The organism is Leisingera sp. ANG1, from assembly GCF_000203975.2.
GTDB lineage: Bacteria > Pseudomonadota > Alphaproteobacteria > Rhodobacterales > Rhodobacteraceae > Leisingera.
In genome coordinates this window covers 216099-228661 of the sequence record NZ_AFCF02000001.1, presented here as the reverse complement: position 1 = coordinate 228661, position 12563 = coordinate 216099, and the positions used below count along the sequence as shown (strand labels likewise).

Genomic DNA, 12563 nt, shown 5'->3' with positions numbered 1-12563 from the left:
GAAGGGGATCCTTTCCCCGCCCGCTCCAACAGGGAGAAAAGAATATGAACAAACTGGCAGACTACGACGGCCCGATCCTCGAGATTAACAAGCTGTCGATCTCCTTCTTCACCCGCCTGCGCGAAATCCCCGCGGTGATGGATTTCTCGGTCACCGTGCAGCCCGGCGAGGCGGTTGGCCTCGTGGGCGAATCCGGCTGCGGCAAGTCCACCGTGGCGCTTGGCGTCATGCAGGATCTGGGCAAAAACGGCCGTGTCGTCGGCGGCACCATCAAGTTCAAGGGCCGCGACCTGGCGGAGATGAGCGCCGAAGAACTGCGCGACATCCGCGGCAATGAGATAGCAATGATCTATCAGGAGCCGATGGCCTCGCTGAACCCGGCAATGAAAATCGGCAAGCAGCTGATGGAAGTGCCGATGATCCACGAGGGCGTCAGCGAAAAAGAAGCCTATGCCCGCGCCCTGGAAGTGGTGACCGACGTGCGCCTGCCCGACCCGGAGCGGATGCTGAACTCCTTCCCGCACCAGCTGTCGGGCGGCCAGCAGCAGCGGATCGTGATTGCGATGGCGCTGATGTCCAAGCCTTCACTCTTGATCCTCGATGAACCCACCACCGCGCTCGACGTGACGGTGGAGGCCGCGGTGGTTGAGCTGGTCAAGGACCTGGGCAAGAAATACGGCACCTCGATGCTGTTTATCTCGCACAACCTCGGCCTGGTACTGGAAACCTGCGACCGGCTCTGCGTGATGTATTCCGGCGAGGCGGTGGAGCGCGGCTCGATCCACGATGTGTTCGACGAAATGCAGCATCCCTATACCCAGGCGCTGTTCCGCTCGATCCCGCTGCCCGGCGCCGACAAGAACTCCCGCCCGCTGGTGGCCATTCCCGGGAACTTCCCCCTGCCCCACGAACGCCCGCCCGGCTGCAACTTCGGCCCGCGCTGCGATTACTTCGAAGAGGGCCGCTGCGATCAGGACATGGTGATCCCGATGTCCCCTGTGCACGGCAACGACCGGCACGAAACCCGCTGCCTGAAGTTCCAGGAAATCGACTGGAACGCCCCGATCACGGTGGGCGAGCAGAAGGAAAAGACCGCACCGGGCAAGGTTGTCCTGAAGATGGACAACCTCAAGAAATACTACGAGGTGGCTGCCAACGCCCTGTTCGGCGGCGGCGACACCAAGGTGGTGAAAGCCAACGAAACCCTCAGCTTCGAGGCCCGCGAGTCCGAAACCCTCGCCATCGTCGGCGAGTCCGGCTGCGGCAAGTCAACATTCGCCAAGGTGCTGATGGGACTTGAGACCGCCACGGAGGGCCAAATCCTGCTCGACAACCGCAATATCGAGCAGATTCCGATCGAGGAACGCGACACCAAAACTGTTTCCGACGTGCAGATGGTGTTCCAGAACCCCTTTGATACGCTGAACCCCTCGATGACCGTGGGCCGCCAGATCATGCGGGCGCTGGAAATCTTCGGTATTGGCAATTCCGAGGCTGAACGCCGCAAGCGGATGCTGGAGCTTCTGGACCTGGTGAAACTGCCCCGCGCCTTTGCCGACCGCATGCCGCGGCAGCTATCGGGCGGCCAGAAACAGCGTGTGGGCATCGCCCGCGCCTTTGCCGGCGGTGCACGGATTGTGGTTGCGGACGAACCTGTCTCGGCGCTCGACGTGTCGGTGCAGGCCGCGGTCACTGACCTCCTGATGGAGATCCAGCGCAACGAAAAGACCACGCTGCTGTTCATCTCCCACGACCTCAGCATCGTGCGCTATCTCAGCGACCGGGTGATGGTGATGTACCTCGGCCATGTGGTGGAGCTGGGCGACACCGATCAGGTGTTTGCGCCGCCCTACCACCCCTACACCGAGGCACTGCTGAGCGCGGTGCCGATTGCCGACACCTCCGTGGAGAAAGAGCACATCGTTCTGGAAGGCGACATTCCGTCAGCCATGAGCCCGCCGCCGGGCTGCCCGTTCCAGACCCGCTGCCGCTGGAAGTCCGAGGTGCCGGGCGGGTTGTGCGAGAAGGAGGTTCCGCCGGTGCGCACACTGGACGGCGGCCACCAGATCAAATGCCACCTCAGCGACGACGTGCTGGAGCGCATGAAACCGGTGATCAAGGTCGCAGCAGAGTAAGGCGCCAGATCAAAACGTGACAACAAAGCCGGGGTTTCAGCACCCCGGCTTTTTCATGCGCTGGCATCGCCGCAAAGTAAAACCCCATGCGGTGCCAGGCGGCAGCACATGGGGTTCCACATCACTCCCCCACTCCCACGGGGGAAACCTGGTTCAGCTCAGCAGCAGAACTGCAATCATCAGCAGGTTGATCGAGGCGAACTGCATCAGCCGCGGCGCCTTGCTGCCCTTGGCGGCGGCCAGCAAAGCCGCAGCCACGGACGCCGCAAGCCCAACCTGCGCAAGCCCGCCGCCAATTGTTCCGGCCAGCCCGGTTTCCGGCCCCCAGGCCGAACCCGCGATGCCCATGCCCTTCACGCCAACGCCGATCAGAATGCCTGTCACTGCGCCTGCCAGGCTCAGCACCGCACTGCGCGGCTGCAGCGGCAGGCGGCTTGCCAGAACGCTGTCGATCATCTGGCGGGTCGGCACCGCGCTTGGCTGCCAGTCAATGCGCTCAAGGCGTTCGTCGAAGCTGTTGATATACAAGGCATTCCCTCCAGAACCTGCGCACAGATTTACGAAAAATTAAGGCAAATGCTTGACGCTCAGGCGGAGTTAACGGGGCATTAAGGAAAGTTATCCACACGTTAACAGCTGCGCGGCATCAACTGCCCCAGATCTTCCGCACGTAGTTCTGGGTTTCCTTGTAAGGCGGCACCCCGCCATACTTCTGCACCGCTTCCGGACCGGCGTTATAGGCCGCCAGCGCCAGCCGCCAGGACCCGAACTTGCGGAACTGGCGCGCCAGATAGCGGGCGCCGCCCTCCAGGTTCTGCTTCGGCACCGCCGGGTTCACCCCCAGCGCCCGCGCCGTGGCCGGCATCAGCTGCGCCAGCCCCAGCGCCCCCTTGTGCGACTTGGCATTGGGGTTCCAGTTGCTCTCCTGCTGGACCAGGCGCAGGAACAGATCCTCCGGCACCCCATGCTGGCGCGCCGCATCACGCGCCAGTTCCAGGTACTGGCCCCGGTACTTGCCGCTGTAGGGCAGCGTGCCGCCGGCGGACGGGATACTGTAGGTCTTGGGCTGCAGCCGGGAGGAGTTCTTGTACTGGGACGCCGCCCGCCCATCCAGCACCCTGGTATGGGCCGCGAACAGATCACGGCGGTTCTTGGTGCTGAGGATATCGGAGGCCGCAGGCTGCCCTGCGCCAACCATGGCTATAACCAAACCCGCAATGGCTTTGCGCATTTATGCTGTCCCGCACTGTCCCTTTTGCGCAAATATAGCGGATGCGGAGCAAATTTAAAGCAACACAGGCGTGAACCGCCGCTCCGCCAGCGCAAAATCGGCCGAAACCATCCACAGATGCCTGCTTTTCACAGTTGGCACAGAACTATACTGTGCCTGAAACGCGGCGCGGCCGGATTCGCCCCAGCCCGCTGCAGGATAAGAAATTCAGGACGGAAGGACGGAACTTCATGGCCGGCTCACTCAACAAAGTCATGCTCATCGGCAACCTGGGCCGCGACCCCGAGGTGCGCAGCTTCCAGAACGGCGGCAAGGTGTGCAACCTGCGCATTGCCACCTCGGAAACCTGGAAGGACCGCAACACCGGCGAGCGCCGCGAGAAGACTGAATGGCACTCCGTCGCCGTCTTCAGCGAGGGCCTGGTGCGTGTTTGCGAGCAATACCTGCGCAAGGGCTCCAAGGTCTATATCGAAGGCCAGCTGCAGACCCGCAAGTGGCAGGACCAGAGCGGCCAGGACCGGTATTCGACCGAGGTCGTGCTGCAGGGCTTCGGCTCCACCCTGACCATGCTGGATGGCCGCGGCGAAGGCGGCGGTGGCGGCGGCCAGGGCGGTGGCGGCTATGGCGGCGGCAATCAGGGCGGCGGCTACGGCGGCGGTTATGACAGCAGCTCGCAAGGCGGCGGCGGTGGCGGCAGCTATGGCGGCGGCGCGTCCCACAACATCGACGACGACGAAATCCCGTTCTAAGCCGGCCAGGGCGAATCATAATTTACGACAGCTTTGCGCTGCAGCCCTCCGCCCCGACCGGGGTGGAGGGCTTTTCTGTTAACGCAGCATTTTCGCGGGCTTTACGAAGGTTCCGCCACCGGAGCGAAACGGCGCTACGTCAGCGCCGATTCTGTTCTTCCTGACTACTCAGCAGCATCTGCCGCTTACGCTGGGACAGGATTTTCAGATTATATTTCAAGGGGCTAGCCATCGTATGCGTAAGGGTGCCCCGTTTGGCGATGCTGCGTGCCTGCTGCAAATCCTAAACGGCCCCTTAACACAGCGCACCGCACGGCTAGGCAAAAATTAAGACATATCACGGATGCTGAATGGATCGGTCGTAAAAAGGTACATCAAGGATTCGGAATATGGGTATGCGTTTTTTGCAGCATCTCTCGATCAGCACCAAGATCGGAATGCTCCTGGCGGCTCCGCTGCTTCTCAGCCTTTGGTTCATCGGGCAAACCCTGCTCGACCTGCAACGCAAGGCCCAGGTGGACACTACCGAAGCAGGCGAGGTGCTGGAACATATGAGCAGCCTGGTTCACAATCTGCAGCTGGAACGCGGGCTGAGCGCAAGCTACCTTGAAAGTGCCGCCAGCTCCCCGCCGGAGAAGCTGGTCAAGGTGCGCCAGGCGAATGATGCCAAGATGGCCGCCTATCTGGAGGAGATCAGCCTGGTCGACATGGAGCTTCTGCCACCGGAATCCGTTGAGGCGATCGCGTTTGCGAAATCCGAGCTGGCCCGCAAGAAGGACATCCGCCAGAAGATCGACACCCATTCGCTGAAGCTGAAGGCACTGATTTCCTATTACACGGACCTGAACGCAGCGCTGATCCAGACCGGCCTGGCGATGGCCAAGGGCATTGATAATCCCAAGATCTCGCAGGAAGCCGTGGCACTGTCCTTCTTCATGCAGGCAATTGATGCGGCGGGACTGGAACGTGCAGCGGGCGCCGTGGGGTTCAAACACGGCTGGAAACCTCAGGACCGCGAAGAATTCTTTGCCGACCACGAATTGTTCAAGGAACGCCTGCGCGCTTTCAAGAACTTTGCAACCGCAGAGGACAGGGACGCCGTCAAGAATCTGTTCAGCGATCCTGCCATGAAGAAATTCGACGAAATGCGCGAAGCCATCCTGCATGGCAACGGCGGCGAAGGCGTCACGGCTGAGGACTGGTTTGCCGCAGCCACCAAGGCGATCGAGGTGCTGCAGAAAAAGGAAATGCTTCTGATCGAGCACCTGGAACGCGACATGGCGGCCTTTGATGCACACAACAAGCTGATGCTGATCGAGATGGCCATATTTGCGGCCGTCATGCTGGCGGGCGTTCTGCTGCTCAGCCTGGTCATCGCCCGCAACATGACCAAGGGGCTGGCTGTCCTGAACGTGGCGCTGCAAAAGCTCGGCTCCGGCGAGACTGAGGTCGAGGTCCCCGGTGCAGACCGCCGTGATGAGATCGGCGAGGTCGCCCGCAACGTTGTGGACCTGCGCACCGTCACCCAGCGCAAGCAGGAAGAACGCGTGCAGGAAGAGAAGGAGCGCCGCGAGGAGATTCTGACCGTCACCCGCAGCATCGGCGAAGCTCTTGCCGACCTGCAGCACAAGCGGCTGGACAACCCGATCGAGGCGCATTTCCCGGTCGAATTCAAATCTATCCGGATGGATTTCAACGACTCGCTGAATGCGCTGAGCGCTGCGGTCTCCACGATTGCGGAACTCACCAGCAGCGTCGACGAAAGCACCAAGTCGATTGCCGAGGCCTCGATGGACCTGGCCCACCGCACCGAGGCGGAATCGGCCACGCTGGAAAAAACCACCCACGCCATGGGCGAGCTGACCGGCAACGTGCAGCGCTCCGCCGAAAACGCCGGCCGCGCCGAAGAACTTGCAGACAGCGCCCAGAACGGCGTCAAATCCTGCGACGCGGTGGTGAAGGACACCATTACCGCCATGGACAAGCTTCAGGAATCCTCGCAGGAGATTTCCCAGATCACCAAGGTGATCCAGGACATCGCCTTCCAGACCAACCTGCTGGCGCTGAATGCCGGGGTCGAGGCCGCCCGCGCAGGCGAAGCAGGCCGCGGTTTTGCGGTTGTCGCCTCCGAGGTGCGGATGCTGGCACAGCGCTGTGCCGACGCGGTGCAGCAGATCGACGAACTGACTGCGCGCAGCTCCGAACAGGTCAAGAACGGTGCGGAATTGGTGGATCAGGCCGGTCAGGCGATGGCCACCGTGAACCAGCAGGTTGGCGAGATTTCCTCCCTGGTGGTGGAGATCGCCGGCAACATGAAGGAGCAGTCGGCGCAGATGGGCGACGTCAACACCGCCGTGGGCGAGCTGGAGATGATGGCACAGCAAAACGCTGCCATGGCCGAACAGACCACTGCAGCGACGACCTCCTTGTCCGAACAGGCACAGGAACTGCGGGAGCAGGTGACTCAGTTCACTGTCGGAAACGCCACAGCCGCCCTGCCCGCGCCCGCTGCGCATCCGCCCCTCGCCATCGACTTCGATGCGGAGGACGACGGCTGGGACCAGGACATCATCGAAAGCAGCACCGCCGCCTGAGCAGGCATTTGCAGCCATCAAAAAAAAAGGGCAGCCTCAGCGGCTGCCCTTTGACTTTTGCACTCTGTGCCCCGGTTCAGGCACCTGCGCTGCGCAGCACCTCCAGCACCGCGTCCGGCGGCACATCACCGGTCACAAACGCCTCGCCAATGCCGCGCGCCAGGATGAACCGCAGCTGGCCGGCCACCACTTTCTTGTCCTGCCCCATCAAATCCAGCAGAGCCTCTGCCCCGGGCAAGTCGCCCGGAATGTCGGCTAGGTCGGTCTTCATCCCCATCGCCTTCAGATGCGCCCGCACCCGGCTGGGATCCTCCTGCGAGCACAGGCCCAGCTTCGACGACAGCTCAAACGCCAGCGCGCAGCCAATCGCAACGCCCTCGCCATGCAGCAGCCGGTCCGAATAGCCCGTCGCTGCTTCCAGCGCGTGGCAAAAGGTATGACCCAGATTGAGCAGCGCCCGGTCGCCCTGCTCGGTCTCGTCCCGCACCACGATGTCCGCCTTCATCTGAACCGAACGGGCCACCGCCTCGACCCGTGCAGCCACATCGCCTGCGGCCAGCGCAGGCCCGTTCTGTTCCAGCCAGGCAAAGAACGCCGCATCGCCCAGCAGCCCGTATTTCACCACTTCGCCATAGCCGGACAGGAAATCCCGCGCGGTCAGGGTTTCCAGCACCGAGGTATCCGCCAGCACCAGCGACGGCTGATGGAAGGCACCGATCAGGTTCTTGCCCTGCGGCGCGTTGATGCCGGTCTTGCCGCCCACCGAACTGTCGACCTGCGCCAGCAGCGACGTCGGGATCTGCACGAACCGCACCCCCCGGCGCAGTACTGCCGCGGCAAAACCCGCCAGGTCGCCGATCACTCCGCCGCCGAAGGCCACAACCACGTCGCCGCGCTCCACCTTTTGCTCCAGCAGCCATTCCACCGACCGGGTGAACTGCGGCCAGCCCTTGGTCGCCTCTCCCGGCGGCAGCGCCAGCGCGGTCATCTCAACACCCGCAGCCGCCAGCCCGGCACGCAAGGTGTCCAGGTGTTTCTCCGCCACGGTTTCATCCGTCAGCACCGCCACCTGCGGGCGCTTCAGCAGCGGCTTGATCCGCTCCCCCGCCTGCGCCAGCAGGCCGGGACCGATCACCACATCATAGGCGCGTTCGCCCAGCGGCACATGAACCGTGCGCTCCATCAGTTCCACTCCAATACATCAGGGCGTGCCTTCAAGGCGTCCAGCACGCGGTCCACCATGGTCTCGATCGAGGCCTGCCCGTCCGAGACCACCGACACATCGGCCTTGGAATACAGCGGCACCCGCTGGTGATACAGGTTGCTGAGTGTCGCACGCGGGTTGGCAGTGCGCAGCAGCGGCCGGGTATCGCGGTGGCGCACCCGGTTCCACAGCACCTCAAGGTCGGCATTCAGCCAGACCGAGACACCTTTTGAAGTGATCACCTGCCGGTTTTCCTCTGCCAGAAAGGCGCCGCCGCCGGTGGACAGCACGCCGCGCTCCTCCTCCAGCAGCCGCGCGATCACCTGGCGCTCCTTCTGGCGGAAAAACGGCTCGCCGTCGCGGGCGAAAATCTCTGGGATGGTCATGTTGGCGGCAGCTTCGATCTCGTGATCGCTGTCCAGGAAAGGGGCGTTCAGCCGCGCCGCCAGCGCCCGGCCCACGGCGGTCTTGCCCGCCCCCATCATGCCCACCATAACGATGGTCTTCTTCAGTTTCCCCGGCACCGGCGCTGCTGCCTTCTGGCCGCTGATTTGCTCTTTTTCGCTCATTCTTCAGTGAATGACGTGATCTTGCCGAAAAGGGAATATATAACTTGGGCAAAAGAGCAGGAAACAGGCATTGGATGCACTATGGGGCGATTGATTAAGTATTTGGTCTACTTGCTGGTTCTGGCTGCTATCGGGCTGGTGGGCTATGCCTATGTCGGTCCCTGGTTCGGAGCCGATTTCAGCGCGCCCGCCACCGAGGTGCGCAAGCCGGTGGTGCTGAATGCGGATTAAGGCGGCTGCCGCCGGGGTGATGCTGGCAGGCAGCGCGCTTGCCAATGAGCCGCTGGCGGCAATTGACTGGCTGAACCAGCCGCAGCCCAGGGACGCCCTGCCCGGCACCGTGCTGCTGGAGCCGCCTGTTGCGGGCACTGCTGCACTGCCGCGGGTGTCCGTCACCCCGCTGGAAGCTTTGCTGCCGCCGATCGGGCTGGTGCCGGCCGCGGCCACCGGCCTGCCGGCAGACCTGTGGCGCGGCAGCGCGGCCGATGACATCACTCATCTGATCGAAACCGTGCCGGTGCGCGGCAGCCCGGCAATGCAAGCGCTGCTGTTCACCCTGCTGCTGTCCGAGACCCGCCCGCCCGCGGCCACGGGCGACCAGATCCTGCTGGCCCGGCTCGACCGGCTGCTGGCGCTGGGGGCGACGGACCCGTCGCAGGCGCTGGTGGAACACGCAGGCCCCACGGACAGCAAGGACCGTTTCGCCCGCTGGTTCGATGCAACCCTTCTGACCGGCAGCGAGGATGCGTCCTGCGCGGCCCTCACCGCCTCACCGCATCTGTCGGACAGCTATGCCGCCCGGATCTTCTGCGCGGCACGCCGCAGCGACTGGCCCACGGCGGCGCTGATGCTGGAAACCGCCCACGCGCTGGACCTGCTGCCCAAGGAGCAGATGGACCTGCTGGACCGGTACCTGAACCCGGATCTGTTTGAACTGGCACCGCCGCTGCGCCGCCCTGCTGATCCGGACCCGCTGACCTTCCGGCTGTTTGAAACCATTGGCGAGACCATGCCCACGGCACCGCTGCCGCCCGCCTTCGCCGCCGCCGATCTGCGCGACATTGCAGGCTGGAAGGCCCAGCTGGAAGCCGCAGAGCGGCTGGCCCGCGCCGGTGCGCTCAACCCGAACCAGTACCTCGGCCTGTTCAGCGCCCGAAAACCCGCCGCCTCCGGCGGCATCTGGGACCGGGTCTCAGCGGTGCAGCAGCTGGAGAACGACCTGAACGCCGGGAATACGGAAGCTATCGCAAAATCCCTGCCCCGTGCCTGGGACGCGATGCAGGAGGCCGGAACCGAAACCGTCTTTGCCGACATCTTTGCCGAGCAACTGGCACGGGCGAAACTCACAGGCCCGGCTGAGGAGCTGGCCTGGCGCATCCGCCTGCTCTCGCCCGCATATGAGCTTGCCGCCCACGACGCGAAAGCCTCCGGTGCGGCAGACCATTTCCTGGCCGCCCTCGCTCAGGGCCGTCCCGGAGATGCCGCCGCGCCGTCGCCGCTGGCAGAAGCAATCGCGCTGGGGTTTGCCGCGGGCTCATCCGCGCCGCCATCTATCCGCCAACTGCTGGACAACGGCCAGCTGGGCGAGGCGATCCTGCGCAGCATGGTGCTGTTTGCCCAAGGCGCCGACGGCAACCTTGGCGATCTGACCACTGCACTGGCCGCCTTCCGCGCCGTCGGGCTGGAGGACACCGCCCGCCGGGCCGCCCTGCAACTGATGCTTCTGGAGCGCGGCTGACATGGCTGCTCCGCATGACAATTTCCAGTGGATCTCCACCTTCCTCGACGCCCAGGCGGCAGAAACCGGCGCCTCGCAGAACACGCTTTTGGCCTATGGCCGCGACCTCAAGGACCTGACCGCCTGGTTGGAGCACCGCAAGCTCAGTTTCCTAAGCGCCTGCCAGGATGACATTGAGGCCTATCTGATCAACTGCGACGCGCAAGGTTTGGCCCGCTCCACCCGCGCCCGGCGGCTGTCGGCGGTCAAACAGATCTACCGTTTCGCGTTTGAAGAAGGCTGGCGCGAGGACAACCCCGCCATTCAGATCCGCGGCCCGGGGCGGGAAAAGCGCCTGCCCAAAACGCTGGAAGTGATCGAGGTCGACCGCCTGCTGGACGCCGCCCGCCAAACCGGCCGGACTGAAGCCGACCGGTTGCGCAACACCTGCCTGATGGAACTGCTTTACGCCACCGGCATGCGGGTCACGGAACTGGTCTCACTGCCGGTATCCGCCGCCCGCGGCGACCCGCGGATGCTGCTGATCCTGGGCAAGGGCGGCAAGGAACGCATGGTGCCGTTGTCGCCGCCTGCACGCGAAGCACTGGCGCAATGGCTGCTGGTGCGCGACGAGACTGATGCTGAGCGTGAGACCAAGGGCCATCCGCCCTCGCGATTCCTGTTCCCCTCCCGCGGCAAATCCGGCCACCTGACCCGTCACCGTTTCTACCTGCTGATCAAGGAACTTGCGGTGACCGGCGGCATCTCCCCGGACAAGGTGACACCGCACACTCTGCGCCACGCCTTTGCCACACACCTCTTGGCAAACGGCGCCGACCTGCGCGCTATCCAGGCGCTGTTGGGCCACGCCGACATCGCCACAACCGAGATTTACACCCATGTGCTGGACGCCCGGCTGCAGGAACTGGTGCTGGAACACCACCCGCTGGCCAAGCGCAGCTGACCGCAACGCTTGAAGCGGCGGGGCTAAGACCCCATAAATACGGCAAACCTTCAACAGACCGGACATCTGAACCCCTCATGGACACTGCCTCCACCGTTCTCGACAGCGCCTTCTGGACCACTGCCGGGGCCATCGTGCTGCTCCTTGTCTTTTCAGGCTTCTTTTCAGGCTCGGAAACGGCGCTGACCGCCGCGTCGCGCGGCAAGCTGCGCGCCCAGGCCGACAAGGGCTCTCGCGGGGCTCAGCGCGCGCTGGTCATCACCGAAGACAATGAGCGCCTGATCGGTTCGGTCCTGCTGGGCAACAACGTTGTCAACATCCTCGCGGCCTCGCTCGCCACCGCGCTTTTTACCCGGATCTTCGGCGAAGGCGGTGTCGCAATGGCAACGCTGGTAATGACCCTGCTGGTGCTGGTCTTTGCCGAGGTCCTGCCCAAGACCTACGCCATTTCCAACGCCGAGAAGGCCGCCTCGGCGGTGTCGGCGCCGATCAGCCTCCTGGTCATGATCCTTTCGCCGGTCGTGGGCGCGGTGCGGCTGTTCGTGCGCGGCGTGCTGAGCGTCTTCGGCGTGCAGATCGATCCGGACAGCCACATCATGGCTGTGCGCGAGGAAATCGCGGGCGCCCTGCAGCTGGGACATTCCGAAGGCGTGGTCGAAAAGGAAGACCGCGACCGTATCCTGGGCGCGCTTGACCTCTCTGACCGCTTTGTCGAGGAGATCATGCTGCACCGTTCCAATATCGAGATGATCGACGCAGATGCTGAGCCCGAAACCATCCTGGAACAGTGCCTGCACAGCCAGCACACCCGTCTGCCGGTGTTCCGCGGCGAGCAGGAGAACATTATCGGTGTGGTTCACGCAAAGGACCTGTTCCGGGACATGTATGAGCAGGCCGGCGGCGCAGGCGGAGATTCCGACCAGCTGAAATCCTTCGACGTCGCCCAGGTCGCCAAGGCGCCGTATTTCATTCCCGAAACCACCACCCTCGACGAGCAGATGCGCCAATTTCTTCGGATGCGCTCCCACTTCGCGCTGGTGGTGGATGAATACGGCGCCCTGCAGGGCCTGATCACGTTGGAGGACATCCTGGAGGAGATCGTCGGCGAGATCACCGATGAATTCGACCCGGCTGAGGAAAGCGTTGCCAGGAAGACCGCCGACGGCTCCTATCTGGTCGAAGGCGCCACCACCATCCGCGACCTGAACCGGGCCATTGAATGGAACTTGCCGGATGACGAGGCCAATACCGTTGCGGGCCTGGTGATCCACGAGGCGCAGATGATCCCGGTCAAGGGCCAGGTGTTCTCCTTCCACGGCTTCCGGTTCGAAGTCACCGCGCGCGAAGGCAACCGCGTGACCGAGCTGAAGATCCGGCCGCTCTCTTGACGGGAGAACACC

Annotated in this window: 11 protein-coding genes; 7 read left to right on the top strand and 4 right to left on the bottom strand. The window is 63.7% G+C overall.

The features are described 5' to 3' along the window. Positions 1-44: 44 nt before the first annotated feature. The gene (locus GC1_RS01145) at positions 45-2135 is read left to right on the top strand and encodes a dipeptide ABC transporter ATP-binding protein (RefSeq protein WP_019296149.1); all 2091 of its coding nucleotides are present in this window, start codon (positions 45-47) and stop codon (positions 2133-2135) included. A 153-nt stretch (positions 2136-2288) separates the two neighbouring features. On the opposite strand, the gene GC1_RS01140 is transcribed toward GC1_RS01145, so the two are convergent. Beyond that, positions 2289-2663, bottom strand: a complete 375-nt coding sequence (locus tag GC1_RS01140; protein ID WP_019296148.1) for a hypothetical protein — start codon at positions 2661-2663, stop codon at positions 2289-2291. 118 nt (positions 2664-2781) lie between these two features. After that, on the bottom strand, positions 2782-3366 hold the full coding sequence (locus GC1_RS01135; RefSeq protein ID WP_019296147.1) for a lytic transglycosylase domain-containing protein: 585 nt from the start codon (positions 3364-3366) through the stop codon (positions 2782-2784). A 230-nt stretch (positions 3367-3596) separates the two neighbouring features. On the opposite strand from GC1_RS01135, the gene ssb reads away from it, so the two are divergent. Together ssb and GC1_RS01125 are read left to right on the top strand one after the other, a co-directional pair. After that, positions 3597-4115 (top strand): single-stranded DNA-binding protein, encoded by a 519-nt coding sequence (gene ssb / locus GC1_RS01130; protein WP_019296146.1) that lies wholly within the window; start codon positions 3597-3599, stop codon positions 4113-4115. Positions 4116-4504: 389 nt separating this feature from the next. Further along, entirely contained in the window at positions 4505-6709 is a 2205-nt protein-coding gene (locus GC1_RS01125) for a methyl-accepting chemotaxis protein (RefSeq protein WP_052260465.1), read from the top strand. Between the two features lie 76 nt (positions 6710-6785). Here the strand turns inward: GC1_RS01125 and aroB are convergent, their stop codons facing one another. Both aroB and GC1_RS01115 read right to left on the bottom strand, forming a co-directional pair. Continuing rightward, positions 6786-7892 carry a 3-dehydroquinate synthase gene (gene aroB / locus GC1_RS01120; protein ID WP_029204947.1) on the bottom strand — a complete coding sequence of 369 codons (1107 nt, stop codon included), beginning with the start codon at positions 7890-7892 and terminating at the stop codon, positions 6786-6788. Next, entirely contained in the window at positions 7892-8482 is a 591-nt protein-coding gene (locus GC1_RS01115) for a shikimate kinase (protein WP_019297501.1), read from the bottom strand. The genes aroB and GC1_RS01115 overlap by 1 nt, the downstream gene beginning before the upstream one ends. Before the next feature lie 81 nt (positions 8483-8563). Here GC1_RS01115 and GC1_RS22655 point away from each other — a divergent pair, with 81 nt between their 5' ends. From GC1_RS22655 to GC1_RS01100, 4 genes are all read left to right on the top strand, one after another. Next, entirely contained in the window at positions 8564-8713 is a 150-nt protein-coding gene (locus GC1_RS22655) for a hypothetical protein (protein WP_019297500.1), read from the top strand. Next, positions 8703-10220 carry a hypothetical protein gene (locus GC1_RS01110; protein WP_019297499.1) on the top strand — a complete coding sequence of 506 codons (1518 nt, stop codon included), beginning with the start codon at positions 8703-8705 and terminating at the stop codon, positions 10218-10220. Before GC1_RS22655 ends, GC1_RS01110 begins: the two co-directional genes overlap by 11 nt. 1 nt (position 10221) lies before the next feature. After that, the gene (locus tag GC1_RS01105) at positions 10222-11163 is read left to right on the top strand and encodes a site-specific tyrosine recombinase XerD (protein WP_019297498.1); all 942 of its coding nucleotides are present in this window, start codon (positions 10222-10224) and stop codon (positions 11161-11163) included. A gap of 77 nt (positions 11164-11240) precedes the next feature. Beyond that, complete coding sequence (locus GC1_RS01100) at positions 11241-12551, top strand: HlyC/CorC family transporter (RefSeq protein WP_019297497.1); 1311 nt, start codon at positions 11241-11243, stop codon at positions 12549-12551. The last annotated feature ends 12 nt before the right edge of the window (positions 12552-12563 follow it).

Bases quoted from the DNA above. Each gene is read 5' to 3' on its own strand.
- GC1_RS01145 (WP_019296149.1), top strand. From the start codon at position 45: ATGAACAAACTGGCAGACTACGACGGCCCGATCCTCGAGATTAACAAG.
- GC1_RS01135 (WP_019296147.1), bottom strand. From the start codon at position 3,366: ATGCGCAAAGCCATTGCGGGTTTGGTTATAGCCATGGTTGGCGCAGGG.
- ssb (WP_019296146.1), top strand. From the start codon at position 3,597: ATGGCCGGCTCACTCAACAAAGTCATGCTCATCGGCAACCTGGGCCGC.
- GC1_RS01125 (WP_052260465.1), top strand. From the start codon at position 4,505: ATGGGTATGCGTTTTTTGCAGCATCTCTCGATCAGCACCAAGATCGGA.
- aroB (WP_029204947.1), bottom strand. From the start codon at position 7,892: ATGGAGCGCACGGTTCATGTGCCGCTGGGCGAACGCGCCTATGATGTG.
- GC1_RS01115 (WP_019297501.1), bottom strand. From the start codon at position 8,482: ATGAGCGAAAAAGAGCAAATCAGCGGCCAGAAGGCAGCAGCGCCGGTG.
- GC1_RS22655 (WP_019297500.1), top strand. From the start codon at position 8,564: ATGGGGCGATTGATTAAGTATTTGGTCTACTTGCTGGTTCTGGCTGCT.
- GC1_RS01110 (WP_019297499.1), top strand. From the start codon at position 8,703: ATGCGGATTAAGGCGGCTGCCGCCGGGGTGATGCTGGCAGGCAGCGCG.
- GC1_RS01105 (WP_019297498.1), top strand. From the start codon at position 10,222: ATGGCTGCTCCGCATGACAATTTCCAGTGGATCTCCACCTTCCTCGAC.
- GC1_RS01100 (WP_019297497.1), top strand. From the start codon at position 11,241: ATGGACACTGCCTCCACCGTTCTCGACAGCGCCTTCTGGACCACTGCC.